Here is a 21,237-nt window from a genome sequence, read left to right as displayed (position 1 = left end):
CGCAGGTCAGTACGCGTTAACTCCGCGCCAGCGGCCATAGCGCCAGGGCAGATACCAGCGTGCGCCTTTGGGCGCCGTGAGAGGCACGTTGTCGATGCCGGACGTGCCGAAGGGATGGCAACGGAGCAGGCGCGCGAGCGTCATCCAGCCGCCGGCCCACAGCCCGAACCGTTCGATTGCCTCATCGCCATAGACGGAGCAGGTCGGCAGGTGCCGGCAATTGTAACCGACCAGAGGTGACAGCGTGTGGCGATACAGCCAGATCAGTGCACGGCCGAATCTGCGCGGCAGCCGGAGCACACCATCGACGGAACTGGAACAGCGCTGGCAGGCTGAATGCTTCATGTGCGTTGTGCTGCGATGTTGAGCGAAGCTTTGCCCGGTTCCGGTGCAGGGAACCATAAGCTGTTTCCACGCCATATTTTGCGTGTTTTTTGGGAGCAGTGCAGCAAGTATCTGTGGACGATCTGTATTCGCCCGGATACCATTTTTATGACGGTCGTGTGTAGAAACATACGCCTGTATGATGGACTCAGGTAGCGCCACCGGGGATTGTTTGGGGACCTTGGGGCTTTGGGGCTTGGGGAAGGAACCAGATTGAGACTTCTGAACTCCCTTAAACTTCGCGGCTGGTTGCTGGTGGGAACCGCCGTCTGCGGAGTCGCGCTGGCTGGCGCTGTCTCAACATTCGGATCGTCGGCCCGCGCCGGCGCTGCCCTCGAAGAGCGCAAGCTGCCGATGAAGTTCAGCTGGGTCGCCTGCGAGCCGAACTGCCGCGGCTGGATCAGCGCGGTCGGCATCATCACCGCCGATACGCCCAAAGAATTCGAAGAGTTTTCGCGCGGCCGCCAGCTCGGCGGCGCCACCGTAGTGCTCGATTCCAGCGGCGGCTCCGTCAATGACGCGATCACGCTCGGCCGGCGCTTCCGCAATCTCGGGCTTTTGACCACGGTCGGCGTGAGCCTCCGCGGCGGGCCGTCGACACGGCCGGCCGTCGCGCCGGAAGCGTATTGCGAATCCATGTGCGCCTTCCTGCTGCTGGCCGGCAAGAAGCGTTACGTGCCGGAAGCCGCTCATGTCCGGGTTCACCAGATCTGGATGGGCGACCGCGCCGATGATGCCAAGGCGGCGAGCTATAGCGCGCAGGACCTGATGATCGTGGAGCGCGACATCGGCCGCCTCGCCAAATACACCTTCGATATGGGTGGCGCCGGGGATCTGTTGTCGCTTGCGCTCAGCGTCCCGCCTTGGGAGGACCTGCACGAGCTCGATGCCGGCGAGCTCAAGCTCACCAATCTGGTTACGACCGATCTCGTGGCTGACGTGCTCCCGCACGTGGATATCTCGGCGCCGGCAATGGCGGAGCTTGCACCGAAGACGCAGGCGAGGTTCGGCGCGGAACCGGAGCAGGCTTCCAAGTCGACCAAGACGGCGGAAGCCCTGGTGCCGACCGGTAGTGTTGCCACGCCGGCTGCTGCGGCGGCGCCGAAGTAAGCTCTTAAATCTCGGTAGTCATCCCGGGGCGCGCGTCAGCGCGAACCTTGGTGAGCAAGTGCGTACCTGGGGTGCGCAAGTTCGCCCGGAATACGGAGGGGGGGGGGGGGTCAGCCTTGCGCTGCGGCCGGCTGCTTGGTTCTGGCCTCGATCTGGCCGATGGCATCAACCACGGCATCGAAGGTGAGAAGCGTCGAGGCATGGCGCGCCTTGTAGTCGCGGACCGGCTCGAGGAACTTGATCTCCTCCCATTTTCCTTGAGGAGGCGCACCATTCTCCTTCAGCATCTTGCGAACGGTTTCGCGTAACTCACGGAGTTCGCTCGCAGTCGAGCCGACCACGTGACTTGCCATGATGGATGAAGAGGCCTGGCCCAAGGCGCAGGCCTTCACGTCATGGGCGAAGTCGGTGACGGTATCCCCGTTCATCTTGAGATCGACCTTCACGGTCGAGCCGCACAGCTTGGAATGGGCGGTGGCGGAGGCATCGGGGTCCGCCAACCGTCCGAGCCGCGGAATATTCCCGGCCAGCTCGATGATCCGTTTGTTGTAAATGTCGTTCAGCATGTGATGGAGTCCAACGCGTCACACCCGCTTCCAAGCCGGATCGGCCTTGGCGGGCGCCGCCCACGGTCCTATATAGGGGCGGAACTGGTGGAAAAACAGTCCAGCGGAGCGGTGGCGGTGATCCAGATCTGCGCTGCCGGCTTGTGACCTTGGGACTTTTGCACCGAAACTGTTCTGTTCAGGCGTCCGGCGGCTTGGCCGACCCGTCTGCCGGTGACACTCCGGCCGTTAGGCCGTCGAACGGAGAAGATATGGACGCTGCAATCAAATCCATCCGCCCGGGCAAGCCCTCCGACCGGCAGCCCGAAAACCGCCCGGCCGAGCTTGATCCTGCCGAATTCCTCGCGGCCGCCGTCCGCGCCGACCAGCCGCGTCCCGCGCGCGCCGAGGCGGAAGCGGCGGTGAAGACGCTGCTCGCCTATATCGGCGAGAACACCGAGCGCGAGGGCCTGCTCGACACGCCGCGCCGCGTCGTCGAGGCTTTCGACGAGCTCTATCAGGGCTACCACCAGTGCCCGGCCGAGGTGCTCGACCGCACCTTCGGCGAGACGGCGGGCTATGACGATTTCGTCCTGGTGCGCGACATCGAGTTCACCTCGCAATGCGAGCACCACATGATGCCGTTCTACGGCAAGGCGCACATCGCCTATACGCCGGTGGAGCGCGTCGTCGGCCTGTCCAAGCTGGCCCGCCTGACCGACATTTTCGCCCGCCGGCTCCAGACCCAGGAGCACCTGACCGCGCAGATCGCCGCCGCGATCGACGAGGTCCTCAAGCCTCGCGGCGTTGCCGTGCTGATCGAGGCCGAGCATACCTGCATGTCGGTGCGCGGCGTCGCCAAGCATGGCGCCTCTACTTTCACCAGCCGCTTCACCGGCATGTTCCGCGACAATCCGGCGGAGCAGGCCCGTTTCCTGTCCTTGGTGCGAGGCACGACGCGCTGACCTCGCGACAAACCGGCGAGAGTTGCTGTGTCCGCTCATTCCCATGAGATCGAGGAGGGCCTCGCCTTCCTGCCCAGATTTGATGCCGCTGGCCTCGTGACGGTCGTCGCCACCGACGTCGCCACCGGCGACGTGCTGATGGTCGCGCACATGAACGAGGAGGCGCTGCGCAAGACCATTGCGACCGGCGAAGCCTGGTATTTCAGCCGCTCGCGCAATGCGTTGTGGCGAAAAGGTGAGACGTCGGGTCAGACCCAGCGCGTGGTCGAGATGCGCACCGATTGCGATCAGGATGCGGTCTGGATCCGCATCGAGCAGATCGGCGCGGCCTGCCATACCGGCCGGCGGTCGTGCTTCTACCGCAAGGTCGAGGCCGAGGGCGAGGGAGCGAGATTGGTCTTCACTGAGGCGGACCGGCTGTTCGATCCAGACGCGGTCTACAAGAAATAGCTCGCTGTCATTCCGGGGCGCGCGCAGCGCGAACCCGGAATCCATCGCAAGGCGTCACGCCCAGCTCAATGGATTCCGGGCTCATCGCTTCGCGATGCCCCGGAATGACGCGTAGCATCAATTAACCCCGCATTAACCATAGCTGTCCCACGGTGAGACGACGGGCGCCGAATTGCCGGCGTCGCTCAGCGCCGCGCGGGGCGGGCCCTCCATTATGTCGATCGACAGTTTCAGTGCCACGCAGACGGCCGGCCTTGATCCGTCGCGGGCGCGTGTCGCCGGTGCGATCAAGCAGGCCTCGAACGTCTCCGGCATCAGCTTCCAGTACATGCTGACCACGGCCAAGATGGAATCGGACTTCAATCCGACGGCCACCGCCACCACCTCATCCGCGCAGGGACTCTACCAGTTCATCGACCAGACCTGGCTCGGCACGGTGAAGGAAGCGGGTGCCCAGCTCGGCTATGGCAGCTACGCCGACGCCATCACCAGGACGTCATCGGGGACCTACACCGTCGACGATCCCGTCAAGAAGCGGTCGATCATGAAGCTGCGCGACGATCCCGAAGCCGCTTCCGCCATGGCCGCGGCGCTGACGCAGTCGAACAGCTTCAAGCTCACCGGCCTGCTCGGGCGCAGGCCGAGCGACAGCGAACTCTACATGGCCCATTTCATGGGCGTCCGCGGCGCGGCGAAATTGATCGCCAATGCCGAGGACAATCCGCAAGCCGTCGGCGCGCGGCTGTTTCCCAACGCGGCGGCCGCCAACCGCCCGATCTTCTACGCCAAGGACGGCCGCGCCCGCAGCGTCTCCGAGGTCTATTCGGTCCTGGACAGCCGCTATGCCAGCGCGGCCAATTCAAAGGTAACCCGCAGCGCGATGGCGATGTATGGCGCCACGCCTTCGACCACGCAGGTCGCGAGTGCCAATGCAGTGGTGCCCACTGCGCCTGTCGCGGACAACGCCGCCTATCTCCAGACCTTCCCGAATGCCCGCACAGTGACGCCCGTCAGCGCGACGTCGTCGACACATGTCGCGGACAATGCGACGGGCACGCCGGTGTTTCGTTCGATCTATCAACCCGGCGATGCCACGCAGCCGGTCTCGACCACGGTGCAGAAACTATGGGGCAACAATGCCTCGCTCACCTCGGTCGCCTCAGTGACGCCGGACGTGCGGCCGCCGCAACCGCTCGATCTCTTCAGCGATCGCAGCGGCACGTTCTCGAGCTAGCTTCGCTCTTGCTCCGGACGCCGCGTTACGTCCGTGCACAAGATCGAGACTGTGTGCGCAGCTGCGTCAACACCGTCATTGCGAGCGCAGCGAAGCAATCCAGAATCTCTCCGCGGATACAGTCCTGGATTGCTTCGCTGCGCTCGCAATGACGGAGGATCAGCGAGAGCTCGTCGCGTGTGCCGCGCGTGGCGGCTTTGTTCCCTTAACAAATCATCAACAAAACCAGCCAGTTATGGTGAACGCTTTGTTAAGCGTCGTGGTTTATTTTGTGTTGCAGGTGACGAGCGTCATCGTTTTTCGTTTGTTGTGTAAGCCGGAAGCAGCATGATTGTTCGGCAGTTCATTCATTGGATCAGGACGGCGCCCGCAGGCGAGCGGGCCGAGGCAACACGGGCGCTTGCCCGGGCCTGGCTGATCTCGGACCTTTCTGCAGACGATCGCATCGCCGCCGAAGGCGCGCTTCTGATGCTGCTCGATGATGCCTCGCCGCTGGTCCGGCAGGCGATGGCCGAAGCCTTTGCCCGCAGCCTCGATGCGCCGGCCGCAATCGTGCGGGCGCTGTCGGCCGATCAGCCGACGGTCGCGCTGCCGGTGCTCGAACATTCCCCGCTCTTGATCGACGCCGATCTCGTCGACATCGTCGCGACCGGCGGCGAGGAGGTGCAATGCGCAGTCGCCCGCCGCATCGCATTGCCGGTGTCGGTGTGCGCCGCGATCGCCGAAGTCGGCTGCGCCGCTGCCGCGCTGGAGCTGATCGAGAATCCCCATGCCGAGCTCGCCCCGTTCTCCTGGGACCGGATCGTCGAGCGTCATGGTCATCTAGCCGCGATCCGCGAGGCGATGCTGGTGCTGGAGGATCTGCCGGCCGCAACGCGTGCTGCGCTGGTGGCAAAGCTCTCCGAGACGCTGGCGCAATTCGTCGTGGCGCGGAACTGGCTGAGCGCCGAGCGCGCGGACCGCATCACCATCGAGGCGCGCGATCGCTCCACCATGAACATCGCGGCGCGCTCGCGCGGCGATGACATGCAGGGCCTGGTCCGGCATTTGCGGATCACCGGCCAGCTGACCGTGGGCCTGATCCTGCGCGCATTACTGTCGGGCAATCTGGACTTGTTCGACGCGGCACTCGCCGAACTCGCCGATCTGCCGCTGGCGCGCGTCTCGGCGCTGCTGCACGAGCGCGGCGGCAACAGCGTGCACGCGCTGCTCCGTCGCGCCGGGCTTCCGGAGGCGACGTTTGCGGCGTTCCAGGTCGCGCTCGATGCCTGCCACGAGCAGGGCTTCGTCGACAGCGACGACGGCGCGGCGCGGCTGCGCCGGCGCATGGTCGAGCGCGTGCTCACCCATTGCGAGTCCGATCGCGGCGCCACCGAGCCGCTGATGGTCCTGCTGCGCCGCTTCGCCACTGAATCCGCGCGCGAAGAGGCACGGCTGTTCTGCGACGAGATTGTCGCCGATGATGTGGTCGATCCGCTCTATGACGATCTGATTGCGGCGTAGTTCGAAGCTCGCGACAAGGCGGGCCGGAAGAGAGACAGGCTCCGTCATTGCGAGCGCAGCGAAGCAATCCAGAATCCCTCCGCGGCGACAGTCTGGATTGCTTCGCTGCGCTCGCAATGACGAGAGGAGAGAGTGAAGCCTTATTCCCCCGGCGCGATGCTCGGCGCCAGGATCACCTCGAGATGCTCGGGGCGGTCGCGGTTGACGTAGGCAAGATAATCATCGGCGACCTTGCGCAGGCGGCGGCTGAGCTCGGCCGAGACGCTGATCCTGTCCAGCCTGGTGTTCTCGTGCACGATGGCGAGAATGGCGTTGATGTGGTGCGTGAACAGCTCGGCCGGCACCTTTTCCAGGTCAGGCGCGTGCTCGATGACGCGGCACAGGCTTTCGGCGATGCCTGCGGCTGAAGGAAAGCCGAATGTCGCCGCATCCCCCTTGATGTCATGCGCGGCGTGAAACAGCTCGTCGCGCAGTTTCTTCGTGAAGCCGTCGTTCTGCACGGCCGTCCAGGCGGCGGACAGTCGCTGGGCCTCGATCGCCATCCAGTCCTTGAACTCGCCGGAGAGGCTCGCGAGCGCCTGCTCGGCGCGGGCGACCGGGTCGTCGAGGTCTTTTTCTTCGACGCGGCGCAGGACCTTGCGCAGCGGATTGGGCTGCGTGATGACCTGGTGCGTGGCGAAGGCCTTGACCTCGACGTCCTTTGCGCTGTTCTTCGCCATGATGCCTGCCTCGTCTGAAGCGGTTGCGCTAGATGGTGGAGCGGGCCTTGTCGAGCAGCGAGGGCTGCTGCAGCACCTCGTGCTTTTCGCCGACGCGGCGCTCCGGGCCCATATAGGCGGAGTTGGTGTTGCGGCGCCGGTCGGGGCCGAAATAGGTCTTGGTCTTGATGAAGGGGCGGGGATTGGCGACGACGTTGAGGATACGCTGATAGAGCCCCTTGGCCGAGATCGGCTTTGCCAGAAATTCGGTGACGCCGGCATCGCGCGCGACCGTGACGCGACGTTTCTCCGAATGTCCGGTCAGCATGATGATCGGTGCGTAGGGATTGCCCTTGGATTCCGGCTGCCGGATCATCTGCGCGAGCTCGAGCCCGTCGAAGATCGGCATGGCCCAGTCGGTGATGACGATGTCGGGCACGTAATGGCTGTACATTTCGAGCGCCGTGGCGCCGTCCTCGGCCTCATAGACCTCGCGCGCGCCGAACGAATGCAGCAGCGTCCGCAGGATGCGGCGCATGTGCGGATTGTCGTCGCAGACGAGGAAGCGCAGCTTGTTGAAGTCGATACGGAACATGACGCCCGGGCCAAAAGCGGGTCAACCTTCGTTAACCATATCGTGCCGGGAGTTAACGAAGGGTTGCGGCCAGGGTTGGGGCGGCAGGACACTCAGTAGCCGAACTGCTCCCGCAGGATGCGCTCTTCCAGGCTGTGGCCAGGGTCGAACAGCATCCGCATCGAGATGCTCTTGTCCGAAAGCACTTCGACGCGCCGGACCCTGCGCACCTCCTCGTGGTCGGCGACCGCTGCGACGGGGCGCTTGTCGTCTTCCAGCACCTCGATCACGACATAGGCGGTATTGGGCAGGAGGGCGCCGCGCCAGCGCCGCGGCCGGAAGGCGCTGATTGGCGTCAGCGCCAGCAGGGCGGCGTTGATTGGGAGGATGGGTCCTTGGGCGGAGAGGTTATAGGCCGTCGAGCCTGCTGGCGTCGCGACGATAATGCCATCGGCGATCAGCTCCGGCATGCGTTCGCGCTCGTCGATAAGTATCCGCAAGCGCGCCGCCTGGGAGGTCTGGCGGAACAGGTAGACCTCGTTGATGGCGTGGTGCAGGTGAACGCGGTCGTTGACGTCGGTCGCGCGCATCAAGAGCGGATTGATCTCGGATTCATGCGCCGTCTCGAGCCGTTGGCGCAGATCGTGCGTCGAGTACTCGTTCATCAGGAAGCCGACCGTGCCGCGGTGCATGCCGTAGATCGGCTTTCCCGTACGCATATGGTGGTGCAGCGTCTGCAGCATCAGCCCATCGCCGCCGAGTGCGACGACCACGTCGGCCTCATCGGGATCGCAATTGCCATAGTCCCTGGTCAACTGGCCAAAGGCGGCTTGCGCCTCGTTGCTCGGGCTGGCGACGAAGGCGATCCGGTCGTATCGCGCAGGCTTGGTCATGGCTTCTCGGCAGGGCCGCTGGGTCGAGGAAGGTTCCGCGGGCTCGTCTATACGAGGTAGGCCCGTATTGTCGAGGATGACCGCCCACCAAAGCTAATGGGGACGGTCCAACCGGACTTAAGCACAGAACCGGGCAATTTGAACCCGGCCGGCCGCTTCAGGGCCCGCACCGCCAATGATTCCCCAAACCGTCGTAATTTGGCGCTACCTTTCTGACTCCCCGGCGGTCACGGCCGGACACGGAGGATGATCATGGTCACGACTTTGCCGGCGCTCCGCCGCGCGGGCCTGGTGTTGGCGGTGTCGGCTTTCGCGTTCGTCGGCCTTGCACACGCAGATGATGCGCCGCAGCCGCGCTCCGAGGCGGCCGCGCCGGCCGGACAGAAGGGGGGCCGCGGCGGTGGCGCACAAGGCGCGCCGCAGACGTCGTCGTCCGCGGCCGAGCCGCACCGTCTGCCGCCGGATTCGACCACGAAGCAGACGCTCGATCTGCCCGGCCGGACCCTCAACTTCACGGCCACCGCCGGGTCGATCCGCGTGTTCGATGGCAAAGGCGAGCCGTTGGCCGACATCGCCTATACGTCCTACCAGCTCGACGGTGCCGAGCGCGCCACGCGTCCGGTGACGTTCCTGTTCAACGGCGGGCCCGGTGCGTCCTCGGCCTGGCTTCAGTTCGGCGCGGCCGGGCCGTGGCGGTTGCCGCTCGATGGCGAGGCCCTGTCGCCGTCGGCCTCGCCCGAGGTGAAGCCGAACGCGGAGACCTGGCTCGACTTCACCGATCTCGTCTTCATCGACCCCGTCAGCACCGGCTACAGCCGCTTCGTGGCGAGCGGCGAGGATGCCCGCAAATCGTTCTACTCCGTCGATGGCGACGCCAACTCGATCGCGCTCGTGATCCGCCGCTGGCTCGAAAAGCACGAGCGGCTGACTTCGCCGAAATACGTCGCCGGCGAAAGCTATGGCGGCATTCGCGGCCCCAAGGTCTTGCGCCAGTTGCAGCTCCAGCAGGGCGTCGGCGTCAGGGGCTTGATCCTGGTCTCGCCGCTCTTGGATTTCCGCGAGTTCACCGGCACGAGCCTCCTGCAATATGTCGCGACGCTGCCGAGCTACGTGGCAGTGGCGCGCGAAGCCAAACGTCCGGTCAAGCGCGCCGACCTCGCCGACGTCGAGGCTTACGCGCGCGGCGAATTCCTGACCGATCTCGTCAGGGGCGAGGCGGACAAGGAGGCAACGACGCGTCTGGCCGACAAGGTCGCCGAACTCACCGGCATCGACCAGGCGGTGAGCCGCCGCCTCGCCGGCCGCTTCGACGTCGGTGAATTCCGCCGCGAATTCGACCGCAAGAACGGCAAGGTGACCGGACGCTACGATGCCTCGGTGCGCGGCTTCGATCCCTATCCGGATTCGAGCAGCTCGCGCTTCGGCGATCCCTCCGGCGATCCGCTCCAGGCACCGCTGACGAGCGCCGCGGTCGACGTGCTCTCGCGCAAGCTCAACTGGCGGCCCGGCGGCTCATATGAAGTCCTGAACGGCGCCGTCGAAGGTCAATGGGATTTCGGCCGCGGCATCAACCCGCCGCAATCGGTTTCCGAGCTGCGCCAGATCCTCTCCACCGATGCGAAGCTGAACGTGCTGGTCACGCACGGCCTGTTCGATCTCGCCACGCCCTATTTCGCAACGAGGCGGGTGCTCGACCAGCTGCCGGCCTTCGTGACGCAGCGCGTGAAGTTCGTGGTCTATCCCGGCGGCCACATGTTCTATTCGCGCGACGGATCGCGGCAGGCGTTCCGAAGCGAGGTCGAGGCGCTCATTCGGGAGTAGGCCGGCGCTTGCGCGGCGGATACCGGCGCGCGATCTCGCGTGCGACGACTTTTTTTGGCTTCACGTTCGCGCCGGCAATCCAGATGTCGCTGACCTTGCCGCGCTTGTCACGGACCCGGCGCACCGGCTCGCCGTGGCTGGAATAGCCGGCAGCCCAGGCGAGCTTGCCGGTGTCGCGGCCGGTCACTTCGATTTCGGCGGCATCCATGAACGGGTTGTTGAACTGCGGGTTGGCGACGAGCACGCGGTTGCCGGCGGGGACGAGATCGGTCGCGCCCCAGATCGTCCACCAGCGCCCGGTCCAGTCGCGCACGCGCCGGTCGGGGGCGCCGCGGGTCTGGAAGACGCGCAGGATCTGCATCGCGCCGTCCATCCAGAACGGCGCCGCGCCGTCGATCGAGTTGCTGAGGATGCTGATTGCAAGCTCGCAAGCGGGAATGGAGCAGGTCCGCGAGATATAGCCCTGGAAGCCGCCGCCATGGCCGAACCAGTCCCAGCCATCGGTCTTGCCGGCATTGACGCCCAAGCCGTAATAGGCCTCGAAGCTCTGCGGGATGCGCCAATGGTTTCGCGTCATCTCGCGGCGGCTGGCGACCGACAGCACGCTCTTCTTCGCGTTGGGCGCCAGCTGCGCGAAGAAGCGGGCGGTGTCGGCGGCGGTGGCGACGAAGCCTGCGGCAGATGCCATTGCATGGGCGGGATTGTCGCCCGGGATCACGCAACGCTCGCCAAAGGGCACCCTGCGCGTGTGGCCGCGCGCGAACGCTGCGCCCTTGGGAAACGGTGCGTCAGGCTCCGTCTCGCGCAGGCCGGCGGGCGCAATGATCTCGCGCTTGATCCAGACGGAGTAGGGCTCCTTCGCAACAGCTTCGATCACGAGGCCGAGCAGGCCAAAGCCGTGATTGGAATATTTGAAGCGTGTGCCGGGGTCGATCGCGGTCGGCAGCTTCAATTCTGCAAGCAGCTCCTTGGCATCGAGATAGGGGCGGCTGTCGATGAACTGGCCGGAATCGGCGCCGTCGCGCGTCAGCCCCGCGCTGTGCGATAGCACTTGCGCGATCGTGGTCTCGGCGACGCGCGGATCGAGGCCGCCGACATATCGGCCGACATGGTCGTCGAGCCGGAGCTTGCCCCGCTCGCGCAGCTTCATGATGCCGGCCGAGGTGAAGCTCTTGGAGTGCGAGGCGATGCGGAAGCGATGGCGCGGGGTGAGCTTCTCGCCGGTGTCGAGATTGGCGAGGCCGAACGCATGCTCGGCGACGACCTCGCCGCGATGGGCGAAAGCCACGATGACGCCCGGCTGCTGGATCGTCGTCAGCTGGTATTCGATCCAGGAGCCGATGTAGTCGATCGCGGATCGCAGCCACGTGTCCATTGCGCTACCGGTTTGCGAGGGAGGTCGGTGCGAAAGGCTAGCCGAGAAAGCAGAACGGGCACAACCTGAAAGGTTGTGCCCGTTTGCGTCGTTCGGAGATGCGATGTCTCCAGTCTATGCCTTCAGTAGACGAGCGTCGCGCCGGTCGGCTTGTCGAGCGCTTCGGCCAGCGAGCGATATTCCGAGCTGCCGGTGCCGGCGAGCGAGGCGATCTTGTCGAGGTGGTATTGCGCCTGCTCGCGGTTGCCCTGCTCGAGCTGCCAGAGGCCGTAATATTGCCAGGTGCGGACGTGGTTCGGATCGTCCTTCAGCGCCAGCTCATAATAGGCCTTCGACGACTGGTAGTCGCCGAGCTTGCGATAGGAGTAGCCGATCAGGTTGGCGACGTCCGCGACGTCGTTGCGCTTGAGCGACTTCAGCTGGTCGATCGCGCCCCTGTAATCGTGCTTGTCGTAGATCGCGGCGTAGGCGGTGCGGTAGGCCGCGAGGAATTTGGGGTCGCTGACGGAAGAGCTCTTCTTCTTGCCCTTCTTGGTCGAGGTGTCTGATTTCGGCGGCGACGAAGGGTCGTCGCCGGCGGCGGCATACGCGCTGGACAGCACCGGCGCGGCCGCCAGTGTCATAGCGACGAGTCCCGGCACAACGAGCATTGAGAGTTTGCGCATCTAAGTTCTCCGGTATGGAACGTGGCGATCCTACACGATTGCCCGAAGACCGGAACACCTCTCGGGCAAAAACATTCCCGCGTCGCACGATCTATTCGCCCCGGCCGTGGATGACAAACGTGTCATCGAGATGAACGGAAGCCTGCAAGGGGCTTCAGATTGGGTTCAGTGCACCCCGCTTATGTTCCTTCCCACGATCGATGGGGCGAGAGGGCGCCGCCTGATGATCCTTCCAAGAGGAGACCGCCATGTTGAAGACCATTTCTGCAGCCTTGCTCGCAACCTCCGTGATCGCAGCCCCGGCGTTCGCCGCCGAGGCCGGCAAGACCACCACAGCCGCGCCGGTGATCAAGGCCGACCAGAGCCAGACCAAGGCGGCGACCACTGCCGCAAAACCGGAAGCCGGCGTCAAGGCCGACGCCAAGACCGACGCCAAGACGGACGTGAAGACGACGGACGCGAAGGCTTCCGATGTCAAGACGGACGCCAAGGTGGATGGCAAGTCGAAGGCAATGGACGCCAATGCCGCGGTCACCACCGACCAGCACAAGAGCGTGAGCAAGCATCGCCATCACGACAAGCAGGTCACGGCCAAGGAGTCGCAGAAGGCGCAGCCGGATGTGACCAAGCCCGCGACGTCTGATAAGCGCAACTGACGACTGATCGCGCGCGGCGGCATCCCTGGCATTGCCCGCCGCCGCGCGCGGACGTCAGGCCTGGCCCGTTGCCACGCCTCGGGCGGAAGCCCGAGATTTCGGCGGCTGGCCGGTGCGCTGTTTGCGCGCTGCAAGCGAATTCCCTTCATCCCGGCTTGGGGCTAGAACGTCTCCTGATCTGTTCGAGCGGAGAGCGGGGCCTGTGGGGCGATTGGCGAGATGTGCGGTGATCCTGGCGTTGCCGCTGGCGCTTGCGGCATGTTTCGGCAGCGACAGTGACCGTCCGACTTTCATGGGCGGGACCCAGGCCGGCGGGCCGCAGCCGTTTCCCGACAATTTCCGGAACGACACGGTGGCGTTGATGCGGGCCTATCTCAACAATCCGGTCGGCGTGCGCAATGCCGCCATGGCCGAGCCGGTACAGCGCGAGGTCGGCGGCCGGCAGTTCTATGTGAGCTGCCTGCACTTCACCCCGCGCGAGACGGATGGGAGCTACAAGGGCATGCGCGAGCGGGCCGTGATCTTCGTCAACGGCCGGGCGGACCGCGTGGTCGACCAGACCAGCGATCTCTGCGCCGGTGCGGTTTACGCACCGTTTCCGGAACTGGAAAAGATGACGCGGTAGCGCAAAGGCAGCCTTCATCGCCCGGTGTTAGACAGAAGGAGCCGGAGCCGCGGGATCACATTTCGGCGAGCTTTGAACGAGGTGGTTTCGACTTGCGACAAATCGTGGCGGCGGCCTTGCGCAGCCGAGTTGACGGAACAAATTCGTGTTGTTGCCAGGCCGTCACAGTCACGAACGATCAACGTTCCGGCATTGCCGCGAAGCAACCCAATTCACGCCACGTTGTTTCCCGAGTGTCGTAATGAAAGAACGGGGATGATCATGAAGTCGATCTTGCTGGGTGCAGCAGCTCTGCTGGCGCTGGTTGCGCCGGCCGCAGCGGCCGACATGCAGCCGCGCGCCTACACCAAGGCTCCGGCCACGCCGCCGCAGGTTATCTATAACTGGACCGGTTTCTATATCGGCGGCCATCTCGGCGGCGCGTTTGCCGGCGACAACAGCTTCCAGTCGAGCGATGCGCGTTTTCTGGGCGGCGTGCAGGGCGGCTTCGACTACCAGTTCGCGCCCAACTGGGTGGTGGGTATCGAGGCCCAGTATTCCTGGCTGCCGACCAACAACAATGGCGCCATCTTCCCGCTGGGCACGCAGGTGACATCCAACACCGACCAGATCGGGTCGGTGACTGGTCGCATCGGTTACACCTGGGGACCGACGCTGCTTTACGCCAAGGGCGGTTATGCCTGGCGGAATAACGGCCTTGGCGTGAACATCGCCGGGGTGCCGCAGGCCTTCACCACCACCGGCAACAACAAGGACGGCTATACGGTTGGCGCCGGCCTCGAATACATGTTCGCGCCGAACTGGTCGGCCAAGGCCGAGTATCAATATTACAATTTCGGCAGCACCACCTTCACCTCCGGCCCGGCTGACATCGTTGGCGTTCGTGGCCGGGAGGACGAGCATACCGTCAAGGCCGGGGTGAACTATCGCTTCGGCTGGGGCGGCCCGGCCGCCTCGCGATACTGACGGTCAGCGCCGATCCAAGATCTGAAGATCCAAGACCTGAAGATCCAAACCACCTTCACCTCCGGCCCGGCTGACATCGTTGGCGTTCGTGGCCGGGAGGACGAGCATACCGTCAAGGCCGGGGTGAACTATCGCTTCGGCTGCGGCGGCCCGGCCGCCTCGCGATACTGACGGTCAGCGCCGATCCAAGATCTGAAGATCCAAGACCTGAAGATCCAACACCTGAACATCCAAGTCCTGACAAAGGCCGGCTCCGCCGGCCTTTCGTCTGCCGGCCTCCCGCCTCCGGCGCCTGTTTCTTTGCATTCCGTGAACCATTTGGCGCGTCATTTGCTTGCAAACGATGCTGGCGCGCCTTCTCACGCGCGTCATGGGGCTGGCGTAAAGCAAAAATAATTTTTGCGGTTTACGGAACTCGCGCTCCGGGACGCGTTATATGACAATTACCGGGCAGGTGGGACGACGGACATGCGTATCTTGGTGTCGGCAGTGGTGCTCTCGTTCTTCGGCTGCCTGCCGTGCTCTGCACAGACAATCCTCAGATCCGAGCCTCTGATGTTGGCACCTTACGAGGTCGCCTTCGTGAAGGACGCTTCATGTCCGTCGGGCAAGGTCATGAAGGTCACCGGCGCCATCCGCGGGCTGCACCGCCGCAAGGCCTGCGTAACGATGCCGGGCGAGCAGGCCTCGCTTGTGGCGGCCACCCCCTGAGCTTTCGCTCCGGCTCCGTGCCGGAGCTCAGGAATTCAGCTCAAGCTCCATTCTGGACTGCCGATCGGCCTCCGCCTTGTTCTTGGCGGGGTCCTCGCCTTGAGCCGCCTGGCACGGTTCGATCTTGTAATCATTGTCGAGCACCCGGCGCGGTCCCGGCCGCTCGTCGTCCGCCGTCACGTCCACGACGAGACCACTCCGCTCGGCGAGCTTCCAGACGTCGGCCTCGCTCGGATAGGACTTGCTGATTTGGGCGTCATTGCAGAAGAGGGCGTAGGGCATGCATCCCGACTCCAGGAATGCCCGTTAACGAGCTTACGGGGGGAGGGTTCCGGCCACCCGCCCGATCACGCGCCCGTGATCGTTGTGGACGGCCCTTGAGTCCTTAACGAGTCCTGAATCCCGGAAAAAAGAATCCCTGGGACTCTTCGGCCGGAATCAGCGGATGTTTTCGGCCATGACGAGCGACCTGAACACATCCTGCGGGCACATGCTCCTGCCGCTCACGCTGGCGCTGTTCGGCGCCTGCGCGGCCAATCTCTGGCTGGTCTGGTCGTGGTTGTAGGGTCCTGGCTGTAGGTCCCTGGCCGGGCCTTATTTTTCGGCCGGCGGACCTGAGGCGTCGCGGATGGCTGCACGCAATTTGGTCAGGGTCGCCGCACAATATTCCTCACGTTCGCGCTCGAAGCGCTCCTGGTGCTTGCGGAAATTGGCGATGCGGGCCTGCATCTCGGCACGGAATTCGCCGCTCGTCCGCGTCGGCAGAGGCGCGGGCCGCGGCGGAAGGGGGGCTTGCGGCGGTTCGATCTCGACGGTGACCGCCTCCACGGTGACGATCTCCATCGCGACGGCCGGGCCAGATGCGGGCGCCTCCGGCTGAAGGACATCATCCTTCCTGCCGGTCACCGATTGGACGAAAGCCAGCGTCTGCGCGATCAGTGCGTCGCGCTCCCTGATCCATTTCATGATCCACCTCAGCCGCGCGTATTCCAGCAAAGCGGCTGCTTCGAATCAAGGCTGTTTGCAAGGGTTGCATATTTTTCCCGGTAGCCCGACACTGGGCAGATGGATGCATCGAAAGAAAGACCGAACGAGGCGGAGGGCCTGAGGCTCATCCGCGCGTTCCTGACGCTGCCGCCCGACAAGCGGGCGGAGGTGATCGCGTTTGTCGAGGAATTGGCGCGTGTCCACGGCCGGCCCGAGGAGGGCGCCAAGGCCTCGCCGAGGTGAGCAAGGCCTCGCCGGGGTAAGCAAGGCCTGGCCGAGGTGAGCGCTACCGCTCGCGCGGATTGACGTTGGGCTCGAACGGCGCGCCGACCACCCGAACCGGGATCTGAGCTGGCGTGCGCGGAGTGGGGTCGATCACGGCTCTATCGGCGACCAGCTTATCGGGCGTCCGTACAGGCGCCGGCTCGAACAGCGCCAACGTCCCGGCCACGGCGCTACAGCACAGCGTCACCGTCGCCAGCAGAATCATGTTTCGGTTTTCTTCCCGGATCCGCATGCGCTGACAACGGCTGGCGCCGGAGCCGGTTCCGGGCCGGCGATTTTCGATGCGAAAACGGGGGGCTTTAGATCGCGCCTAGTGCGACAGCACCAAGCCGAGCGCGAGCACGAACAGCATGGCCGTCGCGACGACGGCCGTAAGCGCGCCGGCGACGATCTTGGCCTTCTCTTTGGGAGTGGTGGAGCGCATGGTCTCGACGAGACGAATGACGTGCGTAGGTTCGCTGCCAGGGAATTTCGAACAGTTCGGCCGGATTGTATAGTGTACCCGCGCCGCAAAAGGCTCGCCCAATGACCGTCGGTCGTCCTCCCGTGCTTGCGCACGAACGCTTCGTTGCCGACCGTGACAATTTCTCAGGGCTGGATCTCGCCGCGCGGTTCGCGCGGATCGAGCGGACCAACCTCTGGGGCGCGGCCACTTCGGTGTCCGGCCTCGGCTCGGAGGATGTCGCCACAGCCGCAATCCAGGAGGCGCTGCCTGCATTGCTGCAACGGCTCGGCGCGCGCTCGCTGCTCGATGCGCCCTGCGGCGATGCAGGTTGGATCGGCCGGCTCGAGCTCGATATCGATTACACCGGCATCGACATCGTACCGGCGCTGATCGAGGCAAACCGCTGACGTGTCGCAGCCGACGGTTCGTCCGGTCGGTTTTTCGTCGCTGACATCACGCGCGATGCGCTGCCGCAGGCCGACGTCATTCTCTGCCGGGATTGCCTGGTGCATCTGAGCTTTGCGAACATCTATCGCGCGCTCGCGCAATTTCGGATGAGCGGCGCGCGCTTCCTGCTCGTCACGACCTTTCCGGAGTGGGACGACAATCACGATTGCGAGGATGGCGACTGGCGCGCGCTCAACATGGAGAAAGCGCCGTTCGGCTGGCCGGCACCGCAGGCACTGATCGACGAGCGTTGCGAGGAGGGCGGTGGCGGCTGGCGCGACAAGAGCCTCGGGCTCTGGCGGCTGGATGAGCTGCCGGAGAATAGCTTCGCGTCAGAAGCTGGTGCCGGCTGAGGGGATTGAACCCCCGACCTTCGGTTTACAAAACCGCTGCTCTACCGCTGAGCTAAGCCGGCGATGCCTCAAGAGGCAGGGCAGAGCTCGGCTCGCGCCGGGCCCCGTCTACCCGTGCGCGCCGCAATACCAGACTTGATCGGAAAGTGCCAGAACCGGGAGGTCGTCGTCGCAGGACGTGAATCGGGCGGCCGCGCGGGCCGCCCGATGTGTCGCGTTCGGCTCAAGCCGGCTTACTGGCAGAGCTGCCGGCGGCCGTCTGCGCCCTTGAAGTAAGTGCCGGGCGTACAGACGAAACCGTTGCGCTGGGCATAGGTGCGCCTGTCCCAGCTACGATTGTCCCAGCCACGGTCCCACGAATTGTCGTAGGCGTAGGAATTGTCCCAACCTCGGAATGGGGCGGTGGCAATCGCACCGGCGGTGCCGATCGCGGCGCCGGCGACGCCGGCCGCCGTCCCGACAGCGCCCGCCGCAACGTCGGTCGGCCAGAAGCCGGTGGGGCTCCTGTTCCAGTCGTTATTCCAGTCGCGGTTGGCCTGACGATAGGCCGCGCGGCGGTGGCGGTAGCCGCTCTCGGTGGTGGCCTGTCCCGGTCCGAAGGTCTGGCAATTGGCGTTCGGGAATTGCGCCGAGCAGCGGCCCTGATTGGTGACGACGGTCTGCGCCATGGCAGAGCCTGCCAGCATGGTCGCTGCGATCGCCGTGGCCCCGAGAAGCTTGATGGTCATGGTTGTTCGCTCCCATTTTATGGACAGGAGCTAAACGCTGACGGCGCAGGACGTTCCGATGCAACCTTGGGATTTTTCGGATGCGAGCCGTCAAACCGATGTGAGCAGTACGCTGTTCCAGCCGCGCGGTTCCGCGCCGTTAACGCTTCACTAGCTCGCCGTGCAATATTTGAGCGGCGCGCAATCCTTGCACGTTAGGCTTACCGGAATTTGGTGAGCAGGCCTTAACTCTCTCTGCGTCGCGATCGGATAGGTTGCGCCCGGATAACCGGGGTCTCCTCATGCGTGCCGTGGCGCTCGCCGCCTTTCTGATCGGACTGCCTGCAACCGCGTTTGCAGCCGGCTTCGAGATCGTCGTTCCCGGCCGTCCCGGCGTGCCTGTCATCATCAACAACATCGATGCGTCCTATGCCGTCGTCGAGGGCACCTGGGGCCTCGGCAAGGGCCAGCAGGTGCAGCCCACGATCTATGGCGGACGCTATATCGCCGAGCGGCAGCCCGACAACGTCGGCCATTATTACCCGACGCTGGGCCTGCGGCCAGGCTACGGCCGGCTCGAGGTCGAGCCGCCGGCGAACCGCAAATTGCCCAAGCCCGCCGAGAGCTACCACCAGAGCTGGGGTGCCTCGTCCGCGCCGCTGCCGGCGCAGATGGATCCGCCCGTCGATCCGCCGCCGGTGATCTACGCGCCCGAGATCAACGACCGTCCTCGGCCCCCGCGGCCGCGGCCGCGCACAGAGATACCCGGCAGGCCGCCGGGGTGAGAAACGTGAAAACCAAAAACGGAAATCAACAGGAGAGAGTAATGCGTCAAATGATTTCGGGACTGGTCGCGGCAACTGCCGTGATGTTCGCCGCCACCGTGCCGGCCGCGGCCTGCGGCTTCAGCACATGCGCGCCGGTGGCGCCGGTCTATGCCGGCTGCAACACCGGATGCGGCGGATATGGTTATGGCTACGGCTACGGCTACGGCGCCTATGAGCGTCTCGCCGAGCCGACCACGCAGTATTATTACGTCAACCAGGGTCCGACCTATACCGGTCCGGGCGCCTTCGCGCCGTACCCGACCTATCGCGAGGACGCGGTCGTCGCGCCCGCCAATTACGGCTATGGCTATGGCTATCGTGCCGCTGCGGTCGCGCCGCCGGCCGCTTATCCCTATCGCCGCCCGTACTTCCGTCCCTATCGCTACGGCTACGGCCCGCGCTACGGCTATCTGCCGCGCGTTCAGTACGGCCATGCTCACCGCCACGGCCACGCCCACCGCCACGCGCCGCATTATTATGGCGGTCACCGCGTGCTGCGCCGCTACTACTGATCTCTGATCGGTTGAGATTTGCGAAGCGCCCGTTCGCGTGATGCGGACGGGCGTTTTGCTTTCTCTTCAAAACAACCCCATGCACAGTAGCCGGGAACAGTGAAATCAAGGACTTGAAGCGCAATGTGCCCGAGATGAGCGAGCATCGCTCATTAGCTCATTGTTCGAACCCAAAATTTCGGAAAAACAGAGACTTCGATTGATCCGTCGGGCAAAACAGGCGTAGTCTAGCATCGTCCGGATATGCGCGGCGCCTAAAGCGCTAGCGCTTCATCAGCCCCAGCCGGCTCGCGCCGACATAGAGCGAGAGTACGGCCGCATTCGAGACGTTGAGGCTCTTGATCTCGCCGGGCATGTCGAGCCGCGCCACGACGCTGCAGGTCTCGCGCGTCAATTGCCGCAAGCCTTTGCCTTCGGCGCCGAGCACCAGCGCGAGCGGCTCGCGCAGTGTGACGTTCGAGAGGTCCTCGGTACCTTCGCTGTCGAGACCGACGGTCTGGAAGCCGCGCTCGTTCAACGCCGTTAAGGCGCGGGCGAGATTTTGCACCGTGACGACAGGCACAAGCTCCAGCGCGCCGGAGGCGGCCTTGGCGAGCACGCCCGTCGCCTCGGGGCTGTGACGCGCGGTGGTCACGATCGCCTTCACCGCGAAGGCCGCTGCAGAGCGCAGAATGGCGCCGACATTGTGCGGATCGGTGATCTGGTCGAGCACCAGCACCATGCCTTCCTGCTTGAGCGTCTCGATGTCCGGCGAGGGCAGGGGATCGGCCTCGGCGAGCAGGCCCTGATGCACGGCGTCGGGCGAGAGCAGGCGGTCGATCTCCTGGGGACGGACGATCTCGGGCGCGATGCGGGTCGCGATGTTTTCGTCCGCCAGCCGCCGCGCGGCGTTCTCGGTTAGCGTCAGCTTGCGGATCCGCCGCTGCGGGTTGGCGAGGGCCATGGTGACGGTGTGCCAGCCATAGAGAATGACGGGCCCGTCGGGGTGCGAATCGCGTTCGCGCCAAGCCGGCCGGCCGGTCGATTTCCCTGGTTTGTTGAAGGGCTTAGCCCCCCTGCGGGGGCCCCTCGGGGCGAATTTTTTGTCCTTCATGGGCTCGCTTGTGTCACGGGGACCCCAATATGGCAATTTGAGTGGCTTCGAGGGCGATTTTAGCTGCTTGCCTCGGTTGACTTTGCCCCACCGCTTCGCCCATAAACGCGCCCGGTCGCGCCCCGATACGGGTTGCCGCGGCCTTCACGTTCCATGGCCGTCTTCGGTCCGCCGGCAAGGTCCGGCCCGATTGTGCTGCCGTCGAGCGGGGGAGTGTCCCGAGTGGCAAAGGGAGCTGACTGTAAATCAGCCGCCTCATGGCTTCGCAGGTTCGAGTCCTGCCTCCCCCACCAGCCTTCGCTCGCTTCGCGAGCTACGGCTAGGCGAGCCAGCATAAGTGTTCGTGGCGCGAAGTGAGCGAAGGCTGTCGCGCCGTAGCCGCAGGGCGTAGGCGGACCGAGACGGT

The 21,237-nt window shown here is 64.9% G+C and carries 25 protein-coding genes, 2 tRNA genes and 1 pseudogene; 15 read left to right on the top strand and 13 right to left on the bottom strand.

Going from position 1 to position 21,237, the window contains the following annotated elements; genetic code table 11:
- Nucleotides 1–6: 6 nt before the first annotated feature.
- Nucleotides 7–345, bottom strand: a complete 339-nt coding sequence (gene yidD, locus I6F36_RS04175; RefSeq protein WP_225132638.1) for a membrane protein insertion efficiency factor YidD — start codon at nt 343–345, stop codon at nt 7–9.
- A 252-nt stretch (nt 346–597) separates the two neighbouring features.
- Between yidD and I6F36_RS04170 the strand changes: the two genes are divergently transcribed.
- Nucleotides 598–1,494, top strand: coding sequence for a hypothetical protein (locus I6F36_RS04170; RefSeq protein WP_225171042.1), 897 nt, complete (start codon nt 598–600; stop codon nt 1,492–1,494).
- A gap of 110 nt (nt 1,495–1,604) precedes the next feature.
- Here the strand turns inward: I6F36_RS04170 and I6F36_RS04165 are convergent, their stop codons facing one another.
- Nucleotides 1,605–2,060, bottom strand: a complete 456-nt coding sequence (locus I6F36_RS04165) for an iron-sulfur cluster assembly scaffold protein (RefSeq protein WP_036044037.1) — start codon at nt 2,058–2,060, stop codon at nt 1,605–1,607.
- Between the two features lie 251 nt (nt 2,061–2,311).
- On the opposite strand from I6F36_RS04165, the gene folE reads away from it, so the two are divergent.
- The 4 genes from folE to I6F36_RS04145 all read left to right on the top strand — a co-directional run bounded on the left by folE (nt 2,312) and on the right by I6F36_RS04145 (nt 6,191).
- Entirely contained in the window at nt 2,312–3,004 is a 693-nt protein-coding gene (folE, locus tag I6F36_RS04160; protein ID WP_036027718.1) for a GTP cyclohydrolase I FolE, read from the top strand.
- A 27-nt stretch (nt 3,005–3,031) separates the two neighbouring features.
- Nucleotides 3,032–3,454, top strand: coding sequence for a phosphoribosyl-AMP cyclohydrolase (gene hisI / locus I6F36_RS04155; protein WP_225132637.1), 423 nt, complete (start codon nt 3,032–3,034; stop codon nt 3,452–3,454).
- Between the two features lie 214 nt (nt 3,455–3,668).
- The gene (locus I6F36_RS04150; RefSeq protein ID WP_225132636.1) at nt 3,669–4,688 is read left to right on the top strand and encodes a transglycosylase SLT domain-containing protein; all 1,020 of its coding nucleotides are present in this window, start codon (nt 3,669–3,671) and stop codon (nt 4,686–4,688) included.
- 327 nt (nt 4,689–5,015) lie between these two features.
- Entirely contained in the window at nt 5,016–6,191 is a 1,176-nt protein-coding gene (locus I6F36_RS04145) for a DUF2336 domain-containing protein (protein ID WP_225171041.1), read from the top strand.
- A 140-nt stretch (nt 6,192–6,331) separates the two neighbouring features.
- On the opposite strand, the gene I6F36_RS04140 is transcribed toward I6F36_RS04145, so the two are convergent.
- The 3 genes from I6F36_RS04140 to I6F36_RS04130 form a co-directional block, all read right to left on the bottom strand.
- Nucleotides 6,332–6,910, bottom strand: coding sequence for an Hpt domain-containing protein (locus I6F36_RS04140; protein ID WP_225132634.1), 579 nt, complete (start codon nt 6,908–6,910; stop codon nt 6,332–6,334).
- Between the two features lie 28 nt (nt 6,911–6,938).
- Complete coding sequence (locus I6F36_RS04135; protein WP_011088265.1) at nt 6,939–7,484, bottom strand: response regulator; 546 nt, start codon at nt 7,482–7,484, stop codon at nt 6,939–6,941.
- A gap of 92 nt (nt 7,485–7,576) precedes the next feature.
- Nucleotides 7,577–8,356 (bottom strand): NAD kinase, encoded by a 780-nt coding sequence (locus tag I6F36_RS04130; RefSeq protein ID WP_036010536.1) that lies wholly within the window; start codon nt 8,354–8,356, stop codon nt 7,577–7,579.
- Nucleotides 8,357–8,608: 252 nt separating this feature from the next.
- Between I6F36_RS04130 and I6F36_RS04125 the strand changes: the two genes are divergently transcribed.
- Complete coding sequence (locus tag I6F36_RS04125) at nt 8,609–10,177, top strand: S10 family peptidase (RefSeq protein ID WP_225171040.1); 1,569 nt, start codon at nt 8,609–8,611, stop codon at nt 10,175–10,177.
- Here the strand turns inward: I6F36_RS04125 and I6F36_RS04120 are convergent.
- Both I6F36_RS04120 and I6F36_RS04115 read right to left on the bottom strand, forming a co-directional pair.
- Nucleotides 10,164–11,552 carry a serine hydrolase gene (locus I6F36_RS04120; RefSeq protein ID WP_225132632.1) on the bottom strand — a complete coding sequence of 463 codons (1,389 nt, stop codon included), beginning with the start codon at nt 11,550–11,552 and terminating at the stop codon, nt 10,164–10,166. The genes I6F36_RS04125 and I6F36_RS04120 overlap by 14 nt on opposite strands.
- A 122-nt stretch (nt 11,553–11,674) precedes the next feature.
- The gene (locus I6F36_RS04115) at nt 11,675–12,217 is read right to left on the bottom strand and encodes a lipopolysaccharide assembly protein LapB (protein ID WP_036010542.1); all 543 of its coding nucleotides are present in this window, start codon (nt 12,215–12,217) and stop codon (nt 11,675–11,677) included.
- Nucleotides 12,218–12,465: 248 nt separating this feature from the next.
- Between I6F36_RS04115 and I6F36_RS04110 the strand changes: the two genes are divergently transcribed.
- The 4 genes from I6F36_RS04110 to I6F36_RS39835 all read left to right on the top strand — a co-directional run bounded on the left by I6F36_RS04110 (nt 12,466) and on the right by I6F36_RS39835 (nt 15,175).
- Entirely contained in the window at nt 12,466–12,873 is a 408-nt protein-coding gene (locus I6F36_RS04110; RefSeq protein ID WP_109143320.1) for a His-rich protein BRANT, read from the top strand.
- A 229-nt stretch (nt 12,874–13,102) separates the two neighbouring features.
- Nucleotides 13,103–13,498: a hypothetical protein gene (locus I6F36_RS04105; RefSeq protein WP_036010577.1), complete on the top strand. Its 396-nt coding sequence runs from the start codon at nt 13,103–13,105 to the stop codon at nt 13,496–13,498.
- Nucleotides 13,499–13,759: 261 nt separating this feature from the next.
- A complete protein-coding gene (locus I6F36_RS04100) occupies nt 13,760–14,464 on the top strand; it encodes an outer membrane protein (RefSeq protein ID WP_225132631.1) in 705 nt (234 codons plus the stop codon).
- Between the two features lie 468 nt (nt 14,465–14,932).
- Nucleotides 14,933–15,175, top strand: a complete 243-nt coding sequence (locus tag I6F36_RS39835; protein ID WP_036010549.1) for a DUF6719 family protein — start codon at nt 14,933–14,935, stop codon at nt 15,173–15,175.
- A 27-nt stretch (nt 15,176–15,202) separates the two neighbouring features.
- On the opposite strand, the gene I6F36_RS04090 is transcribed toward I6F36_RS39835, so the two are convergent.
- Together I6F36_RS04090 and I6F36_RS04085 are read right to left on the bottom strand one after the other, a co-directional pair.
- Complete coding sequence (locus I6F36_RS04090) at nt 15,203–15,457, bottom strand: hypothetical protein (RefSeq protein ID WP_036010552.1); 255 nt, start codon at nt 15,455–15,457, stop codon at nt 15,203–15,205.
- Nucleotides 15,458–15,769: 312 nt separating this feature from the next.
- Nucleotides 15,770–16,141, bottom strand: coding sequence for a hypothetical protein (locus tag I6F36_RS04085; RefSeq protein WP_128264674.1), 372 nt, complete (start codon nt 16,139–16,141; stop codon nt 15,770–15,772).
- 99 nt (nt 16,142–16,240) lie between these two features.
- Here I6F36_RS04085 and I6F36_RS04080 point away from each other — a divergent pair, with 99 nt between their 5' ends.
- Nucleotides 16,241–16,405 carry a hypothetical protein gene (locus tag I6F36_RS04080; RefSeq protein WP_167361680.1) on the top strand — a complete coding sequence of 55 codons (165 nt, stop codon included), beginning with the start codon at nt 16,241–16,243 and terminating at the stop codon, nt 16,403–16,405.
- A gap of 43 nt (nt 16,406–16,448) precedes the next feature.
- Here the strand turns inward: I6F36_RS04080 and I6F36_RS04075 are convergent, their stop codons facing one another.
- The gene (locus I6F36_RS04075) at nt 16,449–16,652 is read right to left on the bottom strand and encodes a hypothetical protein (protein WP_225132630.1); all 204 of its coding nucleotides are present in this window, start codon (nt 16,650–16,652) and stop codon (nt 16,449–16,451) included.
- 320 nt (nt 16,653–16,972) lie between these two features.
- Here I6F36_RS04075 and I6F36_RS04070 point away from each other — a divergent pair.
- Nucleotides 16,973–17,692 (top strand): annotated as a pseudogene (locus I6F36_RS04070) (class I SAM-dependent methyltransferase).
- On the opposite strand, the gene I6F36_RS04065 reads toward I6F36_RS04070, so the two are convergent.
- Nucleotides 17,680–17,754, bottom strand: a tRNA-Thr gene (locus tag I6F36_RS04065). The pseudogene I6F36_RS04070 and the gene I6F36_RS04065 overlap by 13 nt on opposite strands.
- Nucleotides 17,755–17,925: 171 nt before the next feature.
- Nucleotides 17,926–18,420, bottom strand: coding sequence for a hypothetical protein (locus I6F36_RS04060; protein WP_225132628.1), 495 nt, complete (start codon nt 18,418–18,420; stop codon nt 17,926–17,928).
- Between the two features lie 281 nt (nt 18,421–18,701).
- Between I6F36_RS04060 and I6F36_RS04055 the strand changes: the two genes are divergently transcribed.
- Both I6F36_RS04055 and I6F36_RS04050 read left to right on the top strand, forming a co-directional pair.
- Nucleotides 18,702–19,184, top strand: a complete 483-nt coding sequence (locus I6F36_RS04055) for a hypothetical protein (protein ID WP_109143325.1) — start codon at nt 18,702–18,704, stop codon at nt 19,182–19,184.
- A gap of 41 nt (nt 19,185–19,225) precedes the next feature.
- The gene (locus tag I6F36_RS04050) at nt 19,226–19,738 is read left to right on the top strand and encodes a hypothetical protein (protein WP_225132627.1); all 513 of its coding nucleotides are present in this window, start codon (nt 19,226–19,228) and stop codon (nt 19,736–19,738) included.
- 262 nt (nt 19,739–20,000) lie between these two features.
- Here I6F36_RS04050 and rlmB read toward each other — a convergent pair whose 3' ends face one another.
- Nucleotides 20,001–20,831: a 23S rRNA (guanosine(2251)-2'-O)-methyltransferase RlmB gene (gene rlmB, locus I6F36_RS04045; protein WP_036010853.1), complete on the bottom strand. Its 831-nt coding sequence runs from the start codon at nt 20,829–20,831 to the stop codon at nt 20,001–20,003.
- Nucleotides 20,832–21,038: 207 nt separating this feature from the next.
- On the opposite strand from rlmB, the gene I6F36_RS04040 reads away from it, so the two are divergent.
- Nucleotides 21,039–21,124, top strand: a tRNA-Tyr gene (locus I6F36_RS04040).
- The last annotated feature ends 113 nt before the right edge of the window (nt 21,125–21,237 follow it).

The organism is Bradyrhizobium sp. BRP19 (genome assembly GCF_020194195.1).
Lineage (GTDB): Bacteria > Pseudomonadota > Alphaproteobacteria > Rhizobiales > Xanthobacteraceae > Bradyrhizobium > Bradyrhizobium yuanmingense.
The sequence above is the reverse complement of the archived record's forward strand: the minus strand, read 5'-3'. Positions and strand labels throughout refer to the sequence as shown.

What these genes read in the sequence shown, in the direction of transcription:
- yidD (WP_225132638.1), bottom strand. Translation starts at nt 345, where the DNA reads ATGAAGCATTCAGCCTGCCAGCGCTGTTCCAGTTCCGTCGATGGTGTG.
- I6F36_RS04165 (WP_036044037.1), bottom strand. Translation starts at nt 2,060, where the DNA reads ATGCTGAACGACATTTACAACAAACGGATCATCGAGCTGGCCGGGAAT.
- folE (WP_036027718.1), top strand. Translation starts at nt 2,312, where the DNA reads ATGGACGCTGCAATCAAATCCATCCGCCCGGGCAAGCCCTCCGACCGG.
- I6F36_RS04150 (WP_225132636.1), top strand. Translation starts at nt 3,669, where the DNA reads ATGTCGATCGACAGTTTCAGTGCCACGCAGACGGCCGGCCTTGATCCG.
- I6F36_RS04145 (WP_225171041.1), top strand. Translation starts at nt 5,016, where the DNA reads ATGATTGTTCGGCAGTTCATTCATTGGATCAGGACGGCGCCCGCAGGC.
- I6F36_RS04140 (WP_225132634.1), bottom strand. Translation starts at nt 6,910, where the DNA reads ATGGCGAAGAACAGCGCAAAGGACGTCGAGGTCAAGGCCTTCGCCACG.
- I6F36_RS04135 (WP_011088265.1), bottom strand. Translation starts at nt 7,484, where the DNA reads ATGTTCCGTATCGACTTCAACAAGCTGCGCTTCCTCGTCTGCGACGAC.
- I6F36_RS04130 (WP_036010536.1), bottom strand. Translation starts at nt 8,356, where the DNA reads ATGACCAAGCCTGCGCGATACGACCGGATCGCCTTCGTCGCCAGCCCG.
- I6F36_RS04125 (WP_225171040.1), top strand. Translation starts at nt 8,609, where the DNA reads ATGGTCACGACTTTGCCGGCGCTCCGCCGCGCGGGCCTGGTGTTGGCG.
- I6F36_RS04120 (WP_225132632.1), bottom strand. Translation starts at nt 11,552, where the DNA reads ATGGACACGTGGCTGCGATCCGCGATCGACTACATCGGCTCCTGGATC.
- I6F36_RS04115 (WP_036010542.1), bottom strand. Translation starts at nt 12,217, where the DNA reads ATGCGCAAACTCTCAATGCTCGTTGTGCCGGGACTCGTCGCTATGACA.
- I6F36_RS04110 (WP_109143320.1), top strand. Translation starts at nt 12,466, where the DNA reads ATGTTGAAGACCATTTCTGCAGCCTTGCTCGCAACCTCCGTGATCGCA.
- I6F36_RS04100 (WP_225132631.1), top strand. Translation starts at nt 13,760, where the DNA reads ATGAAGTCGATCTTGCTGGGTGCAGCAGCTCTGCTGGCGCTGGTTGCG.
- I6F36_RS39835 (WP_036010549.1), top strand. Translation starts at nt 14,933, where the DNA reads ATGCGTATCTTGGTGTCGGCAGTGGTGCTCTCGTTCTTCGGCTGCCTG.
- I6F36_RS04090 (WP_036010552.1), bottom strand. Translation starts at nt 15,457, where the DNA reads ATGCCCTACGCCCTCTTCTGCAATGACGCCCAAATCAGCAAGTCCTAT.
- I6F36_RS04085 (WP_128264674.1), bottom strand. Translation starts at nt 16,141, where the DNA reads ATGAAATGGATCAGGGAGCGCGACGCACTGATCGCGCAGACGCTGGCT.
- I6F36_RS04080 (WP_167361680.1), top strand. Translation starts at nt 16,241, where the DNA reads ATGGATGCATCGAAAGAAAGACCGAACGAGGCGGAGGGCCTGAGGCTC.
- I6F36_RS04075 (WP_225132630.1), bottom strand. Translation starts at nt 16,652, where the DNA reads ATGATTCTGCTGGCGACGGTGACGCTGTGCTGTAGCGCCGTGGCCGGG.
- I6F36_RS04060 (WP_225132628.1), bottom strand. Translation starts at nt 18,420, where the DNA reads ATGACCATCAAGCTTCTCGGGGCCACGGCGATCGCAGCGACCATGCTG.
- I6F36_RS04055 (WP_109143325.1), top strand. Translation starts at nt 18,702, where the DNA reads ATGCGTGCCGTGGCGCTCGCCGCCTTTCTGATCGGACTGCCTGCAACC.
- I6F36_RS04050 (WP_225132627.1), top strand. Translation starts at nt 19,226, where the DNA reads ATGCGTCAAATGATTTCGGGACTGGTCGCGGCAACTGCCGTGATGTTC.
- rlmB (WP_036010853.1), bottom strand. Translation starts at nt 20,831, where the DNA reads ATGAAGGACAAAAAATTCGCCCCGAGGGGCCCCCGCAGGGGGGCTAAG.